The following is a 21,837-nucleotide window of genomic DNA, read 5'->3' as shown; positions in this document are numbered from 1 at the left end:
TTAGACAAATGCATTATTCAACAAAAGAACTGTAAACGAAATAGGAAATAACATTGATCTACAACGAGGTGATTTATACATGAAAAGTAATATTGATATATATGAAAGCATGTATCAAGAATTTAATCCTATTAAACACATTAATTCGCGTATAAAAGAAATGGAAATTAAGTCTGAATATGGGGCTGTAGTAGCCTCGAAGTGGACCGAATTTGTTCATCAATCCCTCATTAATGAAGCTTATCCGGTGGTGCATCCAATTGGGCAAGAGACTTTCTCATTATTCGTAGAGTTTCCAACAGGGGTGTTTGAGTATGCTTTAGATATAGATGGTGCTACTTCACTTATTAACGAAAAAAAGATTGTACCACTAACGTTCTCTCCATTAGAAATCTTTATGTCTGTTGATCAAGGTAATATAAATACCGATCCCAATCGAATAAAACCAAATCACAAAAATCCTGTAATGGTTCTTCAGAGTGAATATTTGACTAATAATAAACCATACTGCATTAATGGAAATCATAGGATATTTGAAGCATATCGAAATAACAATGAACAAATAGAAGTATTTGTATTTAAAGATATGGAGTTTGTTCCTTTCATTTATGACGATCTAAGTAAAGCCATGTACTTCTTTGAGATTGATTATGACAATGTAATGAATAATAAAAGAAATTACATACGCAATGAAAAAGGTTCATTCGCAAACGAATTTTATGAGTTTTGATGGGTTTTATTCCATTAATAGTAAACTAGATGATCAGGACATTGAGAGCCTTTCTGTTGTTATTGGAATTATTCAAAGTATAGAAGTGAACCAACTTGGGAACTTTTTCTACAAGAGTCACGTCTTAATAGAGGGGGTACTCTGAAGAGAGTTATTTTGAAAAATAAAAGGAAGGAATAATAGGGAGATGAGAAGTGAATGGTTCACGCTAGAACGGTTTTATTAGGGCAATTGTTGTCCAATGCAAATGACCGAAGCTGGTATGCCTCGTTCCAGGAATCGGTTGATGGAATATCAAATGAAAATGCCTTTTGGAAGCCTGATGAGGAGAGTCATAGTATCGCAGAAATTGTACAACATCTTATTTACTGGAATGAAGTGTGGCAAGTGAGGTATGAAAAATCAAATTTTAATGCTTTACAGTCGTTAGAGGATAATGCAGAAAGCTTTGTTACTCCAAAAAATTGTAGCTTTCCAGAGCTTAAAGAGAAATTATTGGATATATTGCTACGGTGGCAAGAGTTGCTTACAGAAGAAAAGCTGGAATCAAATGTTTTTGGGTTTCCAGTAGAAGCAGAGTGGTGGGCATTAATAGGAAATGCAACTACACATAATGCTTACCATATCGGTCAAATAAACTATATACGCAAAATGAATAAGAACAAATCCTAAGTTTATTAATTTTTAGTTCAAGAGGGTAACATGGCGATCAGAAATTTTAGTTGTCTTTTTTCATAAAAACAATTTAATTTTTCGGAATATTGCACTAAAATATGGTGTGAGGTTATTAATCTAAGGAGAGGTTAGTTGTAATTCCGAATGGAGCTACAACAGTATAATAAATTAAATAATATGAAATGGAGGAAAGAAAATGAGCTATGAAATTGTAACATTACCAGCCTATCGGGCAGTAGGATTAAAATGGGAGGGGACTTTCTCTGAAATTGTACCGAATTTAAAAAATGTTATTCAACAAATGGAAGACCGTGCTTCTGAGTTAGAGAAAAAGGTGAACCCAAATATTCAGCTAGGTCTATCTTATCATGTTGTTGAAAATGGATTTGCCCATTATGCTGTGTATGAAGTGAGCGAAGAGCAAGAAATTCCTGAAGGGATGCTCGAAATAAAGGTTCCTGAATGGACATATGTGAAGACGACACATAACAAAGGAGAGGATATATCGAAGACATATACGGATTTACATCAATGGTTATTTGATAGTGACTATACCGCTTTGAGAGAACCTGGTGTAGATTACTCTGATCCTTATATGCCGATAAAACATGAGCATTATCCAGTTGATCGTGATCCGAACGATCCACATTTTGATATTTATATACCGGTTGTAAAAAAATAATGCTTCCTTTTTTATCAACTAAATGTAAGTATTTCCTTGAAATTAATGAGTAAAATTATTTTTTATTAGGAGATGAGTTAAATGAGTGAACAAATGGTTGGAAAATTTGTTAAACGTATTGATTCTGTATTTCTTCCTGTAAAAAATCTTCAGGAATCTCTATCATGGTATCAAGAAATATTTGGTTTTGAACTAATATGGAAAAACGAAAGAATGTGCGGTCTTTCGATTGCTCCCAATTGTGGATTTCACCTTGTCCAAATACCAGACTACCAGCCAATTGATACTTATACTCCGTTTAATTATGCAGTTGACAATGTTGAAGAAGTAAGAAATAAGCTAATTGAAAAAGGAGTAACTGTTTCAGAATTAAGAGAGGGTATGCCTAAACGTTTTGATATGACTGATTTAAATGGAAATATGATCAGTGTTATCGAAGAATAAAAGTTATTATTTATATTGAGTGGAGGAGTTTATTATCTTAGTCGGTTCAGCAATTAGTGGATTTAGTGTTGGAGATATGATAATTCAACTTATTTTTTTAGTCTTTTTAATCGCAATTGTGGTAGGAACGATTTTATTTATAGTTAAATTTAATAAAAGGAATAGCCGATTAAATGAAATCGAGGAAAAATTAGATGGATTACTATCGGATAAAGAAAATAAAGACCTTTAGCTTTATTTGATAATAGGGTGTTAGAGTTAGCAAGGTGATCATTAAGTTGGATCACCTTTTTTTTGCAGATAGGAAAGCAAAAACATTTCTTTCCTGCATAAGTGCAACAAAGACATTCACCATAAAGGCTTGGCTTTTGAGTTATTATGGTAGTAAGTATATAAATTGTAAACTAGTAGACAGATCAGAAATGTAATAGATTTTAATAAAACGTTTGAAGGATAGGGGTTCAATATATGAATAGAATAGTAGTTTTCATATTTGTTTTGTTACTTCTAGTTTTAGGTGGTTGTGGACAATCGGAACCTATAATTTCTCAAGAAGAAGCAAAATCAATCGTAATTGAAAGCCGCTCTGGAGAAATAGGAGAAATTACTATAATATCTGTGAATCATAAACGGGGTAAGTATATAATTGAATGGGAAAATGAAGATAACTGTGAAAGTGGTACGGAGCATATTGATGATCAGAACGGTGAGGTCATAAAAGGAGAAGTGACAATTTGTTAATAGATAGAAAACCTATAAAAATTGCCTTTGTTACTATCTTATCACTGGCCACTTTTGTATTGTTAGAAGATTGGAATGAATGAGATAGGTCCTGAATTGGATGGGAAAGTTGTTAGAATAAAAGGTAACCTGTAATAAATGAGAACATGTAAGTGAGAATGGAGTGTGAAAAAAATGGTATATTTAGGTCATAAACCCATAATAGATGGAGAGAAAGTTGTACTCAGACCTTTTAAAGATGAAGACTTTCCCTATATTGAGGAATGCCTTAAGGATTCTGAAGTTATTAAACTTACAGGGAGTAGTGAGGGATTTGATAGGGAATTGGTCATGGCTTGGTATAATACAAGAAATGAACAAACTGATCGGTTGGACCTTGCTATAATTGATAAATCGCAAGATATCTTAGTGGGAGAAGTAGTTGTCAATTTATATGATGAAAAAGCCCATGGTATGAATTTTAGGATACTAATTGGCCCAAGAGGAAGGAATCGTGGATTAGGAACGGAATCAACAGAACTCATCATTGAATATATGTTTAAAAATACTACATTGAACCAATTAACTTTAAGTGTTTTTGAATTTAATCCAAGGGCAAAGAATGTTTATGAAAAGGTTGGCTTTGTTATAGATAGCATTAATGAAAACGAACTAGAACATGATGGAGAATGGATCGATTCTATTAATATGATTCTGACAAGAGAAAATTGGCTTGTAAGGAATAAGTGATTAAAAGATACTATTGAACTATGTTGGCGTTGATCCAAGAAGGGGAGCTCTTTTTTGTTGAACTAATTCATCAGATTTAATCAGTTAAAATAAAAAAGCATTATTGATCATTTTAACATAATCAATAATGCTGTACGTAAAAACTCTATTTTTTAGTGGCTTTGATCAATCCATCAATTACATCCCAAATTAATCCTATGACAAGGAGAACTAGAATCCATGTTGTTGATTGATTCCAAATCATACTTACTGTTCCATATGCCTCGCTGCCTTCCGTGATTAATCCGGCTTGTGTAAGCTCGAGAAGAAAATTTGGATTCCAAAATGCAGGCCCATTGATCAACATAAATACTGCGATAAATGAAATCAAATTGACTAACGCAGTATAAACGACTAGTTTATATGTCCATTTACCATAAGCGAGCTTTAAACATTCTTTTATAATACCGATGCCCATAATAACGATAATGAAAAGTAAAGAAGTACGATATGTTTCTTCATTTAAAAATGGAACTACACCAGAGAATTCATCATGGAAAATCCAAACCCCAAAATATTCATTTGAAAAACCAAACATAATCATTACTATTATATAAAATGCTATACCTATAATCGGTTCATAATATTTGATTTGCCTTTTTTTATCTGGAATTAGAGGTAAATCCGATGGTTTCCATTCATTTCCTATTTCTAAGTCTTTAGCTTTAATTTCCCCATAATAGTCCGCAATTGCAAATCCAAATGTTGTCCAGCCAAAAGCTGTTGGAAGTGCGGTTACAAGTGAAACAATATACTCAATAAAATGATCAAGAATTGTAACAGGATCTATTATTGTTTGAATAATAAAACCAAGAGTAAAGACAGAAAAGGTTGAGATTAAAGCAATTTTTAAAACCAACATGTAAGAATCAAAAAAGTCTGGACCGATTAGATATCTTTTGTTTCCTCTGTATTTCTGAGCTAAATGCCTTGGATTTCCCAGCTCCATTAATACTTCTTCCACGTCGTCATCGGTAATGTTCTCACCTTGAACACGTTCATCAAGCATATCCCCAATTAAACTCCGAAGTTCTTCAGCAATATCCTCCCTTTGTGATTGTGGTAACTTCTGTGTTACTGCATAAATATAACGATCAATCATTTCCATCTTTTTCTCCTCCTTGAACGTTAATAACGTTATTCATACTTTCTACAATCTGTTGCCATTCATTGATCAACAGTTCATACACTTCTTTTCCTGTGTCACTCAATAGATAATATTTCCGTGGTCTAGCTTCATTTGTGTCCCACTTACTATTGAGTAACCCTTGTTTTTCTAGTCTTCTTAAAAGTGGATACAGTGTGCCTGGTTCTACATGAATTCCTTTTTCTCCTAACATAGTAACAAGTGAATAACCATATTGCGGTTCAGCTAGTTGGCTCAACACGCCAATAGTAATGGTCCCGCGTCGCAATTCTTGCATTAATTTATCCATATATTCTTTAGCATCGTTCATGTTATCAACTCCTAAGATCAGTATAGTGTATGACGCACACTATTGTAAAGTGAATATTATTGTTTTAGGTAAAATATTATTTTTTAACGGTGATTTAGTTTTTTTGCATGGGGAAAATAGGATGTGATTAGCAAATTCCATCTGAACATTTTTAAAAATCTAATAATATTATTGGAATATTATGTTAGTATTAAAGTATAAACTTTTCCTGAACTATTTCAGATGGATTTGTAAGCAAGGCATTGGAAAAGATGTGGGATCTAATTTGATGATTGAAAGGGTGAGAAATTAAATGATTATAAAGTTGATAGTATTTATTTCCGTTTTAATTATTTTAATAGGCTGTTTCCCAAATAATAATTCAGAGGATCAATTAGAAAGTGGAAATTCTTCAGCAGATAAATCTCTAAGTACAATCTCTGAGGAGAACGATGATCACAACTTGGAAATAAGTCCAATATTTGAAGTTGCTTCCTATACAATGATAGGAGAAAAAGGCAGAATTGGATTTATTTATGATGATGAAGATACTCGTTTTAAGCCTAATCAAGAACAGAAATATATGTGGCATTTTTGGGGAGAACCAGAGGAACTAGAAGGAGAGTTTAAAGTTATAGGAAAGAACATAGATACTGGCGAAGAAGTAACGGTATTTGAAACAGAAAATTTAGGAGGACCTAACAACGGTGCAGACGCACATATTCCATCATCAATGTCATTACCTTCCAGTGGAGTATGGAAATTGACTGCTTTTGTTGGAGGAGAATTATTTGGAACTGTTGTTATTGAATGTCGAGAATGATAAATTTACCCTCTTATCTATATGGGAAAAGAGATAAGCAGATATCGATTAATTACGTTTATAGGTAGTATAAATTTCAAATTTAGGAGGCGATATAATGATAAATTTTTTAGGAACACCTAAAATAGAAACGGATCGATTAACTCTGCGAAAGTTAGAACTTAGGGATGTACAAAGTGTTTTTAATCATTGGTTGTCAGATGAGCGGGTATCTGACAATAGAATTAATCCAGCACACAAGACAGTTTCGGAAACATTTGACAGGTTGGATAAGATTGTTAGCCAGTATGGATGTAAAGAATTCTGTTATTGGGGTATTGAATTGAAGGAAACGAGTGAACTAATTGGAGAGATTGATTTATATGATTTTGAGCTTGCCACTGGAAACTGCGAAGTTAGTTACTCAGTTGGATCCAATTGGTGGAATCAAGGCTATGGAACTGAATCGTTAAAAGCAGTTGTGGAATTTGGCTTTAGAAAAATGAATATACATAAAATTTCTGCGGCACATAATGTCGATAATCCTGCTTCTGGAAAAATTATGAGAAAAGTTGGAATGAAGCAAGAAGGAGTAATCAGACACATGATACGTAATTCCAAGAATCAATACAAGGACTGTGCTGTATGTGGAATAATTCAAGAAGATTATCTTGAAGAATATGATACTACTGAGTCTTGTATCTTAAGTTATTGTGAATAAAATATAGGAAATCTTAAAAAGGTAAAAAGTAGACAAGGTTTATTAGAAGGATAGAAATTGGTAACTTATTAAATTAAATTTTTGATTAAATGAAGTATTCGATAGAGATTAATATGGTGTAGTGAAGTACCCATCTATAACAGTAGTTTAGTTAAACTGATTAACTGGTCTGATTTGCTAATGGGCTAGATTTATATAATGAGGGTGGGATTTGTTATAAAAGTTCAAAAGGAATTTTATATTCGTAATTTAAGATATTTCATTCGGACTGCCAAAGAGGAAGATGCAAAAATTTTGTCAGAAGTAAGATTGGAAATTGATGGTGAAACAGAAAATATGGATAGAGAAAAAGGTGAGGCATACATAGATGAAATAGGATTCAAAAAGATAATTAAAGATGATACCAAAAGTGAGAATAACTTATTTTTGGTCGCTATGGTAAATGATAATATTGTTGGATTTTCAAGGTGTGAAAGCAATAATCTGAAGAGAACTTCTCACAAAGTGGAATTTGGAGTCTGTGTGTTACAAGAATATTGGGGGTATAGAATTGGAAGAAATCTTTTAAACGAATCTATTCTCTGGGCAGACTCAAAAGATATTAAGAAAATCACTTTAAATGTACTAGAATCTAATAGTAAAGCAATAGAGCTTTATGAAAAATTTGGATTTGAAGTGGAAGGTGTATTAAAAAAAGACAAAATATTATCTGATGGAAATTATTATAATACGATATTAATGGGAAGATTTAGGAATGAATAGAAGTAATTAGCGTTAAGAATTCAATCAAAGGGTGAGCAGTAGTTAACACATATCTATGTTTAGGGGGAGAAATATAGTGGAATTAGTAGAATTGGTGGAATTAGAGGAAAATAACTTAGATGGTAAGGGTTGTTATTGTCTTCGGAGTAAGCCAAATTCAAGCGGGTACATAAACAAAAATGATTGGTTGAAAAATAGATTTAATGAGGGATTAAAATACATAAAAATTATGGAAAATAGTAAACCAGCAGGTTTTATTGAATATACACCTATTGAATATTCTTCTAGAGTTGTTTATGGTGAAAACTATATAGTTATTCATTGTCTTTGGGTTAATATTACTGGAAAAGGGTATGCATCAAAATTAATCAAAAAATGTATTCAAGATGCCAGGGAACAGAATAAAGATGGTGTTATTGTAGTTACAAATCCCAATACCTCTTGGACACCAAGTAAAGATGTTTTTATAAAAAATAATTTCATTGAAGTAGAAAATGGTCCTTATGGCTTTGAATTACTTGTTCATAAATTTGGTAATTCACCCGATCCATATTTCCCTAATGATTGGGACGACAGACTTAAACCTTTCAAGGAACTAACAATCCTACGAACACAGCAGTGCCCATTTGTAGACATAGCAACTGATAATGTTGTTAAGGGGGCAAGCAAATTGGGTATACATGTAGAAATTATTGACATAAATAGTAGAGAAGAATTGCTGAGACTTTCGCCTACTCCTTATGGCATTTATGGAGTCATTTACAAAAGTAAATTAATTTCATTTCATAGGCTTACAGTTCATTCTGCAACGAAACGATTAAAAGAATTGGTAAACAAGTAGCCATTATAAAATCCCCAAAAGAAGTTCAACAATTTTTGGAAAAAGTAATTTAACGTTATTTTTGTTTTCAATTATATAGTTAAACAAGGTGATCAAATTGGTCACCTTTTCTTGTGTGAAAACCAATATTTTTGGAATATTATGTTATTATTTAAGTATAAAGATATTGAAATAAGAGTGCAGGATTATTGAAGAACTTATGATAATTGGAAAGGAAGTAATTAGATGAAACAAATAATTGCTCTAGGGGGTGGCGGATTCTCTATGGAACCAGAAATTCGCTGTTAGACTTATATATACTTAATCAATCAACTAATAAAAATCCCGACATTTGTTTCATTCCAACTGCAAGCGGAGATTCAGATAACTACATATCGAGATTTTATAACTTCTTTGAAAAGCAAAATTGTAAACCATCACACCTTTCATTATTTAAGCCACAAACAACAGACTTTGAAAGCTTTCTATTAGAGAAAAATATAATTTATGTTGGTGGTGGTAACACCAAAAATTTATTAATTTTATGGAAAGAATGAGGGTTAGACGCTATTTTAAAAAGGGCTTGGGAACAAGGGATAATATTAGCTGGCATTAGTGCAGGTTCAATTTGTTGGTTTGAAGAAGGTGTTACTGATTCATATGGACATGATCTCGAACCCTTAAAATGTTTAGGATTCTTAAAAGGTAGTAATTGTCCACATTATGATGGAGAAGCAAACAGGAGACCTTCCTATCAGAGACTTGTATCAAATGGTGAAATCAAATCTGGTATCGCAACTGATGATGGCGTAGCTCTTCATTATATTGATGAAGAAATAAGTGAAATCGTTAGTTCAAGACCCAATGCAAAGGCTTATAAAATATATAAAGAGAAAACAGTAAAAGAGATTGAATTAGAGACAAAATTCTTAGGTGCTTATTGAATTAACGAAATGATTGAAACATATTTATCTCGCATGTAATGAGACTTTAGAAATTCGGTACACAAAAAGTTTAGGTGGGGAATAAACCTTCCGTATATGTCCGATTCTGTTCAGCTAACAATCAGTGGGGGATGAAAACCCTCGACTGATTGTTGCTTCACTTTATTTATAAGGGGGAGGATTACATGAGAAAGAATCTACTTTTGGTCATGTTGTTTATATTGTTAGTCGGTTGTAAACAAGGTTCTGTTGATTCTGAAGATATTAAAGATAGAATAAACGAAGAGTTAGGGATAAGTCCATATATTCCAAAAACGGATTTCCCAATAGGCACAGTCATACTTAGTTACGACGTGAATGGGAATCCATGGAGTGTAGATATAGAATATGTTGCTTCAAAAGAAGAACCATTGGATGATGAAGCGGTAAAACAATGGGAAGAAAATGAATTAAAGAAAATTATCTATGGGGATTTGTATTATGACGAATCAGTGATCCAGGTGTCTATTTATAAAGAAGGCAGCGGTACACTTGCTGATGCAGAGCTTATCGAAATAGATGATCGTGAAGTCCAATATCAGTTAGTCCAAGAAGATTTAGTAGTAATGGCAGTGGATGTTGAAGACTATGGTTACAGTATTAGATATCACTTACCAGGTAGTGAGTCAGAAGAAGATGCAAAATCAATTGTGGAAGATATAATTCGAAATGCTCAATGATTTTGGAGAGAAGTTCGAGTAATCTAAGAGTATTTATGACATTTCATAGTAAGGTGGTTTTGTTGTGCAAAAATGTAAAAACTGTAATGAACAATTTAGTTGGACTAAAATCTATCATTCTCTGTGGTGGAATTATAAACCTATTCATTGCAATCAATGTGGCGCTACACATAAGGTAACAATCCCTAGTAGATTCATTTTTGTCTCGTTGACGATTCTTCCAATGGTGATATTTGCTAATTTTCTTTCGCCTTTTAACAATCCTTTTGGAACAATTGGTATAGCATTATTTATTTTAGTTATTGGTTCAATGTTGACCCCGTTTTGCGTAAGGTATAAAAAGTCTGAGTGAGCGATAGTTAATAAAACATCTGCATCAGTAAAGTATTGAATATAGAAATCATATCTGGGAGAGAATAGGATGGTACATAAACCAAAACTATTAACAGTTCTTCATAATAAGCCATTTGCTCTCCTGTGGTCTGGGCAAAGCATATCTTTTTTCGGAATAGCAATCTATTATACTTGTTTACCTTTCTTAGTTTTTCATGCAAGAGTGGGAGCTATTGAACTTGGAGATTTATTGTCTATGAGCCTAGCAGGTATAAGTATTATAATCGTTTCATTGCTAGGTTTAACAAATAAAAAAATTAGAGAGCTTAACTAGATTTAGTTACTATAAATGACTTGGGGGAATGAAAGATGAGTGAAATTGCAAAAACTCCTCAACCACCGTACTATGCTGTGATATTTGCTTCTCAGCGAACGGAAAGGGATAGAGATTATAGAAAGATGGCAGATAAAATGGTAGAGTTGGCATCTGAACAGAACGGTTTTTTAGGCATAGAAAGTGCTCATGATCATAAGTTAGGAATTACAGTTTCGTATTGGGAATCTTTAGACGCAATAAAAAATTGGAAAGAAAATGCCGCCCATAAAGTTGCACAAGAACGAGGCAAAAAAGAATGGTATAAAACGTTCGCACTGAGAGTTTGCAAAGTAGAGAGGGATACCTTTTTTGAAATCTAATGTTTATATAGTAATCTATAGTTAATTGGTGCTTTTTGAATAATTCTTTAACGTTGTGATTTCGGTCTTTACAGTGATCCCCGTTTATATGCAACTTGTTGAGTCATCATAGGAATAATATTATTGTGGTACAATTTGACCTCTAATCTCTCCGCCTGGATTTTGTTCAGTATGAGCATTAACATAGGTTAATTTTTGTTCCATAAATGCTAATAAATCTTTTACATTTTCTATCCCTACGTCATTTTCTACAATATCGTCATCTTTGATAACTCCTGTAACAATACCTCTTCTTGTCGTTATACCATTTTGTTCCTCAAGGGTTTCTAAGTCAGCACCAAAAAGGAACGCTACTACAGGTCCATTTTCCCCACGTCTACCAAAGTGGATGTGTGCCTGAATAAAGTTTTCAATGTTTTTAACTTCTAGTGTAAATTTTATCTTATTTCTTTTTTTATTAGCTGCAAACTTAGCAGAACCAAACGCATTAGTATTTACAGGAGGGACCTCATTTTCCCCTCTTAATCTTGCCTTGAAAAATCTTCGCATGTGTCCACCTCCTTTTCATAGATTTTGTATATTCTATGTAAAGAGATGTTGAATGTATAGGTTAGGTAACTGTTTTAATACAAATAGAATATAATTGGAGTTTTAACTAGTTTATAATAATTGTTACAGTTTTATGGTTCTCCATTAAGTTAGTAAAAGTAATTAAATAAAGGGTGATATTGACCTGAATAGATAAAGAGTAGTAATTAAACTATTAGAATGACATACCGATATATAAATAGTAATTATAAAAATAATTACTATTTTCGATAGAAAAGAGGATTTAAACTTGACACCAAAAAAACTATTGATTAGATGCTATGTTATTGGAATGTCGATTTCAATAATTATAGGATTTTGGATTGGATTAAAATACAGTTCCAATCCGTTAGTTATCCTAGGATTAAAAAACCCTAGTGAATCTGATTTTTCCAATATCGGTAATCCCTCACAAGTACCGTGGGAAGCAAGCTCAGTGTTTTGGCAAGTAATTGGCGCAGGAATATTGTTCTCAGGAATTGCTTTCGTCATTACACTATTTATGAAGTTAAAATCTATTGAAAGAATAAAAAACTTTTTTAATAACAAGTTGTAAAACTTAAAGGGCTGCAAACATTTCACTATATATACTGAGTTTAAAATAATATCAAATTAGTTATTATTCATTCAGTCGATTCCAAGACTAAATCAAGGTGATCATCTTCTTCAATTTGGAAACTTCATTCTGGTGTTTTTTCAGTGAATTTGGAGGATACAAACTGATATCTAACTTATACCTATGAAGATTTAGAGAGCAAAGTATGTGGGAAGGAATCTAATGATTCCTGGTTTGATCGTCTGTATATTATGTGACACAAAATACAAACAGGGACGATTTTCTAAAAAAAGCGTCCCTGTTTAGTTTATTCACACTAATCCGGCCTGCGGGCAATAAAGACGAATTCTAGCCCAGGACGATCTGGAGCATCTCGAATATCCTCCACAATTAAGTTAGCTTTGTCTAAGGAATTAATGACCTCAGTCTTACTCCGAAATCTTAATGTGGATTCTGAAGTAAGGATTTTACCGTCGTTGTGAAATACAAATGTATGGCGAAATGTAACGAACGGTAATTGTACATCAAGAAGATCATGCCACCTCTCTACTTTCCCGATTTCAGGTGCTTCTATTACACAATGCGTCTTACTACGTACCCAGTTCTTCCATGCTTCTTTTGCAGGGTCACGAACTTCAAAAATCAGTTTGCCACCAGGTTTAATATGACTTCTACATTCCTTAAGTGTTGAATTCCATTCATCGTCGGTTACAAAAACTTGAGCGACATTTCCAGTCATCGTAATTAGATCAGCTTGAAGATCAGGTAGCATTTCTATAGTTCCGTTATACCATTGAACCTTGTCTGCGAAACGTTTACGCTTTGCTATATCAAGCGAGGCTGCGGCAGGGTCAACTCCGATCACTTCCTTCTCACTTGCAGCAAGCTTACACGCAAGGTTACCGGTTCCACAACCAAGATCAATTATTTTTTGTGCATTGAATTCCTCCACCATTGCAATGTATGGGTCAAGGTCTGGACGTTCTGCAGAATCAAATAAATCATAAACATCTGCTAGCCTTTTATTTTCAAATATTTTATCAGCCAAATTTATATTTCCTCCTTAATTTTTGTTTATCCCATCGATCATCGCGTATATAATTATTAGTTTTCATAATAATCACTCCATTCTATAATTATGTTTATAATAACGGAGGGGTCTGATATTATCAATATAATTTCAAACTTCATTTTAACTAGTTGGTGCAATCATAAAGAGTGGTCGTTATAATAGAGTTATATTTTTGGAATATTATGTTAGTATTGATGTATAAAGATTTTAAACTTGGGAAGTTCCAACATGATAGCTGGATTTATATTGACGAAGCTTGATCATGGGAACACCAAACTCTTGAGAACAAGATAATTTTTCGTTCTTTTTACAATGAATTCATAAACTTTTAAGAAAATTGCGCTAACATTAAAACCGTTGAGGGGGATTAACTTTGACTTATGACAATCAAAATAAAACAATTGCTACTAATAGATTATTGCTAAGACTATTTGAAACCTCAGATGCATTGGAGGTTACTAGACTTTGTAATAATTATAATATTTATAGGAACACATTATATCTTCCATACCCGTACTCCAATGAGGATGCGTTATCCTGGATAGAAAATCATTTAAGTAATTTTAATAATAATAAATCCTATGAATTAGCTATTACAGATAAGGCAACAGGAAAATTATATGGTGCAATTGCATTATCGAATAATCAAAACTTTAATAATGGAGAAATGGCGTATTGGATTGGCGAAGAATATTGGGGGAATGGCTATGCTACAGAGGCTAGTAAAGCTATGCTAGATTTTGCCTTTCATGAAAAGGAATATCATAAGGTGTTTGCTCGTCATTTCAACTCAAACCCTGCTTCAGGTAGAGTGCTGCAGAAAATAGGTATGAATCAGGAAGGGATCTTAAAAGATCACATAACCAAGGAAAACCAATATGAAGACCTTGTTTATTATGGGATTATAAAACAATAAAATAAGCGATTAGAATTTTCCTAAGGATCTCGTTCAACTAAACGAATCTAGTAAAATGGAGAATGAATAGGAGATTAAACATGGAGAACGAAAAGTATGTGTATCACATAGTAACGAGGAAAAAAATGAGTCTTGGCCAACTCATAAACTTTGATAAGAACCAAAAAAATACCTTATATAGATTCTTTTTTGAGAGGGAACAACGGAATACTAAAGGAGAAGACTTTACTCAAATTTTAAATAGTAGCTTTACAAGTGAAGGATTGAACATGAATAAAGAAAATGCTGAAGTAGCTTCTAAGTATATGAATCAAACAATTAGAGCTATTAGAGAAGTGGTCGTAGAAATGGTTAGACTACATGACTACCCTGCATATCCTTCCAGATTATCTTGTTTATATGCTGCAAAAAGCTATGAAGACGGACTGAAATGGAAAGAAATATTTGATTCTTATAATCGTAATGTTTTACAGATTGTAAAACTTCGAGTAGATGGGAATTCGTTTGAGGGGGATGGCAACTTATTGCCCAAAGAGGATGGAGCTCCTTTCAGTCAAAAAATAGAACAAGCCAGAGAATATTGGAAGGGTAATGTTAAAAACGAACTTCCAGAACTTTTGATTAATGGAAACATCGAAGTAGTAGAAATAATTGATGACTTCTCAGTTTAAATGGGAAATGGAACACTAATATAGGGTACAGGAGTATCGACATGCTCATGTTACCAATACAACAGGTAAATACAAAAAGAAATTGTAATTACATTTCTGGAGGGATTCGTTGTGAAAAGGGATATTCGCTTTTCCGAGAAGCTACTATTGGCTGGATTTAGTTTTATATTATTATTCATGATTGTACAAGATTGGGTACCATTAGGTTCATTAAATGATGTTCAAGCGATTGCTGAAGACCGATCCTTTAACGAACTTTTCCTAGTAACACTGATCGGTGTAGTCCAAATTTTATTATTAATGACGTTTGTTGTGATTTTTATAGGGAAGAGGTATCCGATTTGGATAAAGCTCTGGCTAGTTATCCATCAGATATGTATCTTTGCAGGTGTGTTAATAGATTGGTGGATCCCTTATTTCTTTGGGTATGGTGCTGAACAAAGAGTTGAGAGGTATAACCAAATGTTTGGAGATACACATTCTTTTCTCCCCGAATTAAATGGTATTGTTCCAAATACGCTACATACCATGTTTCATACCACTCTATTAATCTGTATTATCCTTACTATCTATATTATGGTTACTGATTCTAGAAAAACTAGGTAGGATATTGGACGGGGATTTTAACCGTCCATTTCTTATATGATCAATGGGTAATGGAGCCATTAGATGAAGGAACTAAAAATGTTGTTAAAAATGGATTTAAGATTTTAACTGAAAAAGCAATTATTTTTTACGGGATAACAAAGTATCTAAATCAACATTAATTATGGAGATTTCATATATTAGAAATATTTCTTCTTACTTGGGGAATTGATGTATGAATTTTAAAGAACTGTCGGTACGATATTAATGAACTAAAGAAGGTGGATTATTATTTTACTATTAGTTGGTCTCTTAATTTCATTCATTACGGTTATATTATTTTTGATTTTATGCACTAACATAATAATTTCTTTCATTAAAAAGAAGGCTTTTCCCAAAAAAATGCTGATTGTAACGTTATTAGGAGTTATTCTGGCTTCCTCAATCTATATATATGAAGTGTATTTCTTTACATTTAGTGAGATTGATAGAGAATTTACCCAAAAGGGACCTGGTCCTGTAACATCCCCCACTGAAAAATACACGGCTAATGCTTATTATGAACTATATGGTGGTGCAGCAGGCGGTGTTAATGTAAGGGTTGAAATCACTAACAATAATGAGAATAATAATGTTCAAATGGTATATTATAGTGATGCAAAAAGTAATTTTTCTATGGAATGGTTGGATGAAGATACACTGTACATTCTAAATAATGAACCGGATTATCCGAATTCAAATAGAAGTATCAAGTTAGAAGTTGGTAAAGAGATTTATCACGAAAATGGTTTAGCTTGTAAAAGTTTGATAATGAAAGACGAATATGAGACATGCTACCAAAACTAATATCTCTTTTACTTTTACACGTTTGTTATTTCAAAAGGGAAGATGAATCCGTTATTCAACTGAACTATTAGTTATACTAGGAAATCTTAATTAATTGTCTTTTGGTATCTTATAAATTAAGATGACTTTCGACATATTATCATTATGGAGGGTAGGGTGTAGATTTGATTTATGCTATAATTTTACTTTCTTTATTTATTTCAACGGTTGTATCTGTTCTGTACTTAAAAAAGAAAAGTAATAAAATGGTGAGTATGTTATCAGCTTTTTGTTTAAACACACTAATTTTATTAATAGCAACGTGGGTTCTATACAGTATGAATGATGAAACAAGAACTTTTGGTTTCGGGCATTCAGGTCTGTATTTCTTAATATTTGCTATCCCAATAATAACTTGGTTAAACTTTATCATTCTTCAATTTGTGAAAATAAGTAAATAAAAGCTCCATCCCATAATAATGTTTTTTTTAAGAAAAATTTGTGCTTGACAAGTGATGGTATTCTGCATTACTATATAGTGGTAATCGGTATTACTTAATACCTGTGATACAGAGTACTGAAAAATATAATTAAATACAAATGGGTGATTAATTTGGAAAATATCACAGAAATGCTCAAAGGGGTGCTTGAGGGGTGTGTGCTTGAGATCATCAGTCGTGGCGAAACTTACGGCTATGAAATCACACAGCACCTACGAGAACTTGGTTTCACTGATGTGGTTGAAGGCACAGTTTATACAATTACCATGCGCCTTGAGAAAAACAATTTGGTGGACATCGAGAAAAAGCGATCTACTGTGGGACCACCAAGAAAATTTTACACACTCAACGCAGCAGGTCAAAAGCAACTTGAAATTTTTTGGGAAAAATGGGATTTCATCTCAAGTAAAATGAACGAACTCAAAACTAAAGAAATCAAAAGGAGAAGGTAATATGGGTTTTATTGAAAAAATTATCGGAAGTATGGAGGAAAAGCGGGAATGGAAGGCGATGGAGGCGCGTGCGAAGGCACTTCCAAGTGAGTACCATAACGCTTACAAAGCGATCCAAAAATATATGTGGACTGCTGGTGGCCTTACCGACTGGAAGGACATTAGCCGTATTTTTGGTGGCATTCTCGACCTTTTTGAGGAAGGTGTAGCGTCAGGTAAGAAAGTCACTGAGCTTACGGGTGAGGACGTTGCCTCTTTCTGTGAAGAACTAGTAAAGGATGCGAAGACTTGGAAGGACAAACATCGCACGAAGTTGAACGATACAATTGGTCGTGACTAATGACGAAATTCTAGTATCATGTAGATTTGAATTAGGTTACCATATAGCATATTTAATAGAGCATCTCGACTGAATAGCTGAATACAAATGAAAATAGTCACTTCACTATTCAGTTCAATTTTAATATGGTAGTAAGTAATACAGAATATCAGTCAGACTAAGTAGATAGATTTAGACAATTTACATGCACAAGAAGCTCGACCGGATCATGACCATGCTTTGTTTGCAGGCAAATAACTCGATCACTTATCAGACAAAGCGCCTAAATTCCGGATCTAGCAAGTCTTGATGCGCTTATTATAAGGAGGAAAAAGTATGAGTAATACAGCGATCTCTGTAAAAGGGTTAACAAAATCCTTTAAAGACAAAGAAGTTTTAAAAGGGGTGGATTTTGAGGTGCAGCGTGGCGAAATTTTCGCACTGCTGGGCTCAAACGGAGCAGGCAAGACCACTGCAGTCAATATCTTTTCGACGCTGCTGAAGCCAGATGGTGGGGAGGTAAGTATTTGTGGTTTTGACGTTCAGCGGAACCCGGAACATGTTCGCCAAAGCATCAGCCTAACAGGACAATTTGCAGCTTTAGATGATATGCAAACCGGTCGGGAAAATCTGATGATGATTGCCAAGTTGCGGGGAGTTTCCAATCCCGCTCAAGTCACCGACAATCTACTTGCAAAATTCAATTTAACCGATGCTGCGAACCGCCGTGCTGACAAATATTCTGGCGGAATGAAGCGTAGGCTAGACATCGCGATGAGCCTGATCGGAACTCCTGCAGTCATTTTTCTTGACGAACCCACCACAGGGCTTGACCCTGAAGCACGGATTGAAGTCTGGGATACCGTTAAGGAGCTCTCCGAGGGTGGCACAACCATATTGCTTACAACCCAGTACCTGGAGGAAGCCGAACAACTTGCGGATCGTATTGCCATCCTGCATGGAGGAAAAATCATCACGACTGGAACCCTTACCGAACTAAAGGAGATGTTCCCGCCAACGAAAGTGGAGTACATCGAGAAACAGCCGACATTGGAGGAAATTTTCCTCGCGATCACCGGCAAAAAGGAGGAGAAGTAAATGAAAAGTAAAACTGGTGTATTACTAGGGCGATTAATGCGTAATATTATGCGTAGTCCGGATACGATAATAACGGTGGCGATTACGCCGATTATGATGATGTTGCTGTTTGTCTACGTATTTGGTGGTGCTATAGAAACTGGAACGGACAATTATGTCAATTATTTATTACCAGGAATTCTGTTGATCACTATTGCATCAGGCGTTGCATACACTTCTTTGAGGCTATTTACGGATGTAAAGAGTGGACTGATGGCACGTTTCATTACCATGCCAATAAAACGCTCGTCGATATTGTGGGCTCACGTGTTGACCTCACTTGTTTCTAATGGGCTTACCGTCTTAGTGGTTATTCTCGTTGCTCTCTTAATGGGGTTCCGATCAAACGCTGATATCCTGGCTTGGCTAGCGGTAGTTGGGATTCTAGGGCTGTTTACACTGGCGCTGACATGGCTGGCGGTCATTCCCGGATTGACAGCAGGGTCTATGGAAGGGGCAACAGCATACTCGTATCCGCTGATTTTCCTGCCGTTTATCAGTTCGGCCTTTGTGCCCACGGAAACCATGCCTAAAATTGTTCGTGCGTTCGCTGAGAACCAACCCGTGACTTCAATCGTGAATTCAATTCGTGCCCTCTTATATGAGGGGACTGTCGGTAATGATATCTGGATTGCGCTCGCCTGGTGTGTGGGGATCATGGTTATCGCTTACTTGATCGCAAGTAAAGCATTTAAACGCCAATTAGGGTAAAAATAATAGTTAATGTTGAGAGCAAAATCGTGAGATGAAAAGCAACATCATAAACTCAATGATGCGATTATTTTATAGAACTTTGCTGAACAGCTTAGTATCTTAAAGGAGGAGACGACAATGAACTTTTTAGAAAAAATAACCGGCAGCGATATGACTAAAGAAATGAAAGGTTTTGAAGAGCGAGCAAAAGTCTTGCCAGCTGAATTTCAAACTGCTTGGAAAGAAATAATAAGCAATCTTTGGATTCATGGAGATTTCACGGGTCGTAATCTGATGCCAATTCTTGAAAGTGCTCTTGAACTGCTTGAAGTGACATCAGCAGACGGTCAGAGCATCGAAGAAGTACTAGGAGATGATATCAAAGGTTTCTGCGCAGCACTTGTAGGTGATGAAGGCGCAAAAAAGTATAGAGATAAATGGCGTGAACAACTCAACAAGAACGTAGCAAGAAAATTAGGAGGTTTGAAATGAGTATCAAAAAAATAATCGAAGGTAAAAAAGAATGGAGAGCTCATGTTTCGCGTGTCAAAGCACTTCCACAAGATTACCAAATTGTTTATAAAGAGGTCCAAAAATATCTCTTCAAAGTCGGTCCAGTTGAGCTAAACGAAGGTATCGGACTGCTCTCGGAAATTCTCAGCTTCTTTGAAGAGGGCGCAGCAGCTGGAAAAGATGTGCTTGAAGTCACAGGAACAGACGTTGCTGATTTCTGCGACGCGCTGATTAAAGATTCTAAAACGTACGCTGATCTTTATCAGGAATCAGTCAATAAAAAATAGATAGAGATATCAAAAAATAGAAGGAACGTAGGACTTAGGCAAAATCTATTCAATTTTTGCCTAAGTATTGCTCCAAACTCTCAAACTCGAAAGGATCGTTTAGATCGATCTATTAATTTAAGTGACGGGGTGATAGTTTGAGAAGGCGATCATAGTTGATCGTCTTTTTCTATTGTAAAATCTCGGTATTATTTTGGGAATATTATGTTAGTATTTATATATAGGAATATTGAACTAAACCAGTAGATTGTTTAATAAGAAAATAGAGAGATTATGGCAGATTTTAAAACTAGAGATTCTCGGAAATAATGGTGTACTGAAGATAGTATTTTGTATTAAATAACATTCATTTAACTTATGGTCATTGAAACTATATGCTGGGATCTTCGTATATAAAGTTACAAAAGTATTAGTAAATAGCTCTTCAGCAAACGGGGCAAGAGTTGAACAATAAGGTAATCACTTAAACTAAAAGGAAAATGTTAACCAAATTATTAGGGAAGGAGGAAATTGAGATGTTAGAAATTAAAGTAATTGATAAGAAGATGTAGAAAAAGTATCGAGATTAATCTCACAGTTAAATAGGATTGAAGAATCGCATATTGGTTATTGTGGCAAAGATCAGAAAGAAATTGAAAAATGCATGATAGATGATATTTCGGAAGTTAAATATTTTGATAGTTTTGTTGGAGCATATGAAAATAATGAATTGATAGGTGTTGTGGGATTTGATGCTGACCTTGATGATAGTAGTGTCGAAATATGGGGACCATTTATTGTTCCAGATAACTGGTATATTGTTTTTGATTTGTGGAAGAAAATGATTAATTTACTACCAGATGAGATAGATTCACTGGAGATGTTTCCTAACTTGAAAAATATTCGAGTATGCCAATTGGCAAAGAATCTTTCATTTAAAAAGTATAGTGATGAAACAATATTGATTTTTCAGCGTAAAAATAGCCATGAGTTAAAGAATGTTTCCATTGAAGAATTGACTCCAGAGTATTACTTAATGATGAAGCAACTTCATGATAAAGCATTTCCAGGTACTTATTATAGTGGTCAACAAATTATTAACCGTATAGATGACCATAGAAAAGTATTTATGATAATTAATAAAGGTATTTTTTGTGGGTATATTTATGTCGAGGCAGAACCTGAATTTGGTGAAGCAAATATTGATTTTTTTGCTGTTGAGAAGTCTGAGAGAGGTAATGGAATTGGAGGACAGTTACTGACGGGTGCCTTAAAATGGTTATTTACATTTAAGAACATTGAATCTATTAGACTCTGTGTCAACTCCACCAATAGTAGTGCGATTAACTTATATAAGAAGATTGGCTTTCAACATCTACATGATTTGATTGTATTCACTAAGAAATTATGAAAAAAGTAGTAAGTAATAAAAGTATGAAACTGATAAGTGAAGTATTACTCTTACACACAC

Annotated in this window: 31 protein-coding genes and 1 pseudogene; 28 read left to right on the top strand and 4 right to left on the bottom strand. The window is 34.1% G+C overall.

The window, feature by feature from the left end; genetic code table 11:
* Window positions 1-79 precede the first annotated feature (79 nt).
* The 7 genes from GMD78_RS05735 (at window position 80) to GMD78_RS05700 (ending at window position 4,001) form a co-directional block, all read left to right on the top strand.
* Window positions 80-730, top strand: coding sequence for a hypothetical protein (locus tag GMD78_RS05735; protein WP_155667834.1), 651 nt, complete (start codon window positions 80-82; stop codon window positions 728-730).
* Between the two features lie 198 nt (window positions 731-928).
* The gene (locus GMD78_RS05725; protein WP_155667830.1) at window positions 929-1,402 is read left to right on the top strand and encodes a DinB family protein; all 474 of its coding nucleotides are present in this window, start codon (window positions 929-931) and stop codon (window positions 1,400-1,402) included.
* A 199-nt stretch (window positions 1,403-1,601) separates the two neighbouring features.
* Window positions 1,602-2,087 carry a GyrI-like domain-containing protein gene (locus tag GMD78_RS05720; protein ID WP_155667828.1) on the top strand — a complete coding sequence of 162 codons (486 nt, stop codon included), beginning with the start codon at window positions 1,602-1,604 and terminating at the stop codon, window positions 2,085-2,087.
* A gap of 81 nt (window positions 2,088-2,168) precedes the next feature.
* A complete protein-coding gene (locus GMD78_RS05715; RefSeq protein ID WP_155667826.1) occupies window positions 2,169-2,531 on the top strand; it encodes a VOC family protein in 363 nt (120 codons plus the stop codon).
* A 19-nt stretch (window positions 2,532-2,550) separates the two neighbouring features.
* Entirely contained in the window at window positions 2,551-2,763 is a 213-nt protein-coding gene (locus GMD78_RS05710; RefSeq protein WP_155667823.1) for a DUF4083 family protein, read from the top strand.
* Window positions 2,764-2,999: 236 nt separating this feature from the next.
* Window positions 3,000-3,272, top strand: coding sequence for a hypothetical protein (locus GMD78_RS05705; RefSeq protein ID WP_155667821.1), 273 nt, complete (start codon window positions 3,000-3,002; stop codon window positions 3,270-3,272).
* Between the two features lie 174 nt (window positions 3,273-3,446).
* A complete protein-coding gene (locus tag GMD78_RS05700; RefSeq protein ID WP_155668037.1) occupies window positions 3,447-4,001 on the top strand; it encodes a GNAT family N-acetyltransferase in 555 nt (184 codons plus the stop codon).
* A 145-nt stretch (window positions 4,002-4,146) separates the two neighbouring features.
* Here GMD78_RS05700 and GMD78_RS05695 read toward each other — a convergent pair whose 3' ends face one another.
* Both GMD78_RS05695 and GMD78_RS05690 read right to left on the bottom strand, forming a co-directional pair.
* Window positions 4,147-5,148, bottom strand: a complete 1,002-nt coding sequence (locus tag GMD78_RS05695; RefSeq protein WP_155667819.1) for an HAAS signaling domain-containing protein — start codon at window positions 5,146-5,148, stop codon at window positions 4,147-4,149.
* The gene (locus GMD78_RS05690) at window positions 5,135-5,497 is read right to left on the bottom strand and encodes a PadR family transcriptional regulator (RefSeq protein ID WP_155667817.1); all 363 of its coding nucleotides are present in this window, start codon (window positions 5,495-5,497) and stop codon (window positions 5,135-5,137) included. Before GMD78_RS05690 ends, GMD78_RS05695 begins: the two co-directional genes overlap by 14 nt.
* A gap of 292 nt (window positions 5,498-5,789) precedes the next feature.
* On the opposite strand from GMD78_RS05690, the gene GMD78_RS05685 reads away from it, so the two are divergent.
* From GMD78_RS05685 to GMD78_RS05645, 9 genes and pseudogenes are all read left to right on the top strand, one after another.
* Window positions 5,790-6,299 (top strand): hypothetical protein, encoded by a 510-nt coding sequence (locus GMD78_RS05685; protein WP_155667815.1) that lies wholly within the window; start codon window positions 5,790-5,792, stop codon window positions 6,297-6,299.
* Between the two features lie 97 nt (window positions 6,300-6,396).
* Window positions 6,397-6,999 (top strand): GNAT family N-acetyltransferase, encoded by a 603-nt coding sequence (locus GMD78_RS05680; protein ID WP_155667813.1) that lies wholly within the window; start codon window positions 6,397-6,399, stop codon window positions 6,997-6,999.
* A 204-nt stretch (window positions 7,000-7,203) separates the two neighbouring features.
* A complete protein-coding gene (locus tag GMD78_RS05675) occupies window positions 7,204-7,761 on the top strand; it encodes a GNAT family N-acetyltransferase (RefSeq protein WP_343042143.1) in 558 nt (185 codons plus the stop codon).
* A gap of 76 nt (window positions 7,762-7,837) precedes the next feature.
* The gene (locus tag GMD78_RS05670; RefSeq protein WP_343042142.1) at window positions 7,838-8,602 is read left to right on the top strand and encodes a GNAT family N-acetyltransferase; all 765 of its coding nucleotides are present in this window, start codon (window positions 7,838-7,840) and stop codon (window positions 8,600-8,602) included.
* Window positions 8,603-8,827: 225 nt separating this feature from the next.
* Window positions 8,828-9,525, top strand: a pseudogene (locus tag GMD78_RS05665) (Type 1 glutamine amidotransferase-like domain-containing protein).
* 185 nt (window positions 9,526-9,710) lie between these two features.
* A complete protein-coding gene (locus GMD78_RS05660) occupies window positions 9,711-10,244 on the top strand; it encodes a hypothetical protein (protein WP_155667807.1) in 534 nt (177 codons plus the stop codon).
* A gap of 64 nt (window positions 10,245-10,308) precedes the next feature.
* Window positions 10,309-10,596: a TIGR04104 family putative zinc finger protein gene (locus GMD78_RS21930; RefSeq protein WP_155667805.1), complete on the top strand. Its 288-nt coding sequence runs from the start codon at window positions 10,309-10,311 to the stop codon at window positions 10,594-10,596.
* A 69-nt stretch (window positions 10,597-10,665) separates the two neighbouring features.
* Window positions 10,666-10,911: a hypothetical protein gene (locus GMD78_RS05650; RefSeq protein WP_155667804.1), complete on the top strand. Its 246-nt coding sequence runs from the start codon at window positions 10,666-10,668 to the stop codon at window positions 10,909-10,911.
* A 35-nt stretch (window positions 10,912-10,946) separates the two neighbouring features.
* Window positions 10,947-11,273 carry an antibiotic biosynthesis monooxygenase family protein gene (locus tag GMD78_RS05645; RefSeq protein WP_155667802.1) on the top strand — a complete coding sequence of 109 codons (327 nt, stop codon included), beginning with the start codon at window positions 10,947-10,949 and terminating at the stop codon, window positions 11,271-11,273.
* A gap of 120 nt (window positions 11,274-11,393) precedes the next feature.
* On the opposite strand, the gene GMD78_RS05640 is transcribed toward GMD78_RS05645, so the two are convergent.
* On the bottom strand, window positions 11,394-11,822 hold the full coding sequence (locus GMD78_RS05640; protein ID WP_155667800.1) for a CHRD domain-containing protein: 429 nt from the start codon (window positions 11,820-11,822) through the stop codon (window positions 11,394-11,396).
* Window positions 11,823-12,111: 289 nt separating this feature from the next.
* Between GMD78_RS05640 and GMD78_RS05635 the strand changes: the two genes are divergently transcribed.
* Entirely contained in the window at window positions 12,112-12,417 is a 306-nt protein-coding gene (locus GMD78_RS05635) for a hypothetical protein (protein WP_155667798.1), read from the top strand.
* Between the two features lie 316 nt (window positions 12,418-12,733).
* On the opposite strand, the gene GMD78_RS05630 is transcribed toward GMD78_RS05635, so the two are convergent.
* Window positions 12,734-13,465 (bottom strand): class I SAM-dependent methyltransferase, encoded by a 732-nt coding sequence (locus GMD78_RS05630; protein ID WP_155667796.1) that lies wholly within the window; start codon window positions 13,463-13,465, stop codon window positions 12,734-12,736.
* A gap of 397 nt (window positions 13,466-13,862) precedes the next feature.
* On the opposite strand from GMD78_RS05630, the gene GMD78_RS05625 reads away from it, so the two are divergent.
* The 11 genes from GMD78_RS05625 to GMD78_RS05575 all read left to right on the top strand — a co-directional run bounded on the left by GMD78_RS05625 (window position 13,863) and on the right by GMD78_RS05575 (window position 21,777).
* Window positions 13,863-14,405 carry a GNAT family N-acetyltransferase gene (locus GMD78_RS05625; RefSeq protein WP_155667793.1) on the top strand — a complete coding sequence of 181 codons (543 nt, stop codon included), beginning with the start codon at window positions 13,863-13,865 and terminating at the stop codon, window positions 14,403-14,405.
* 80 nt (window positions 14,406-14,485) lie between these two features.
* The gene (locus GMD78_RS05620) at window positions 14,486-15,076 is read left to right on the top strand and encodes a DUF2441 domain-containing protein (protein ID WP_155667791.1); all 591 of its coding nucleotides are present in this window, start codon (window positions 14,486-14,488) and stop codon (window positions 15,074-15,076) included.
* Window positions 15,077-15,187: 111 nt separating this feature from the next.
* Window positions 15,188-15,682: a hypothetical protein gene (locus tag GMD78_RS05615; RefSeq protein ID WP_343042141.1), complete on the top strand. Its 495-nt coding sequence runs from the start codon at window positions 15,188-15,190 to the stop codon at window positions 15,680-15,682.
* 381 nt (window positions 15,683-16,063) lie between these two features.
* Window positions 16,064-16,507, top strand: a complete 444-nt coding sequence (locus GMD78_RS05610; RefSeq protein ID WP_246187576.1) for a DUF5412 family protein — start codon at window positions 16,064-16,066, stop codon at window positions 16,505-16,507.
* A 592-nt stretch (window positions 16,508-17,099) separates the two neighbouring features.
* On the top strand, window positions 17,100-17,438 hold the full coding sequence (locus GMD78_RS05605) for a PadR family transcriptional regulator (RefSeq protein WP_155667784.1): 339 nt from the start codon (window positions 17,100-17,102) through the stop codon (window positions 17,436-17,438).
* Window position 17,439: 1 nt separating this feature from the next.
* Window positions 17,440-17,778, top strand: coding sequence for a DUF1048 domain-containing protein (locus GMD78_RS05600; protein WP_155667782.1), 339 nt, complete (start codon window positions 17,440-17,442; stop codon window positions 17,776-17,778).
* A 315-nt stretch (window positions 17,779-18,093) separates the two neighbouring features.
* Complete coding sequence (locus tag GMD78_RS05595) at window positions 18,094-18,855, top strand: ABC transporter ATP-binding protein (RefSeq protein WP_155667780.1); 762 nt, start codon at window positions 18,094-18,096, stop codon at window positions 18,853-18,855.
* On the top strand, window positions 18,856-19,605 hold the full coding sequence (locus tag GMD78_RS05590; protein ID WP_155667778.1) for an ABC transporter permease: 750 nt from the start codon (window positions 18,856-18,858) through the stop codon (window positions 19,603-19,605). It begins immediately after the preceding gene.
* A gap of 120 nt (window positions 19,606-19,725) precedes the next feature.
* Window positions 19,726-20,079, top strand: coding sequence for a DUF1048 domain-containing protein (locus GMD78_RS05585; RefSeq protein WP_155667777.1), 354 nt, complete (start codon window positions 19,726-19,728; stop codon window positions 20,077-20,079).
* Window positions 20,076-20,387 carry a DUF1048 domain-containing protein gene (locus GMD78_RS05580; RefSeq protein ID WP_155667775.1) on the top strand — a complete coding sequence of 104 codons (312 nt, stop codon included), beginning with the start codon at window positions 20,076-20,078 and terminating at the stop codon, window positions 20,385-20,387. The genes GMD78_RS05585 and GMD78_RS05580 overlap by 4 nt, the downstream gene beginning before the upstream one ends.
* A gap of 643 nt (window positions 20,388-21,030) precedes the next feature.
* On the top strand, window positions 21,031-21,777 hold the full coding sequence (locus GMD78_RS05575) for a GNAT family N-acetyltransferase (protein ID WP_155667773.1): 747 nt from the start codon (window positions 21,031-21,033) through the stop codon (window positions 21,775-21,777).
* The last annotated feature ends 60 nt before the right edge of the window (window positions 21,778-21,837 follow it).

It is taken from the genome of Ornithinibacillus caprae (assembly GCF_009728145.1).
Lineage (GTDB): Bacteria > Bacillota > Bacilli > Bacillales > Amphibacillaceae > Ornithinibacillus > Ornithinibacillus caprae.
The sequence above is the reverse complement of the archived record's forward strand: the minus strand, read 5'-3'. Positions and strand labels throughout refer to the sequence as shown.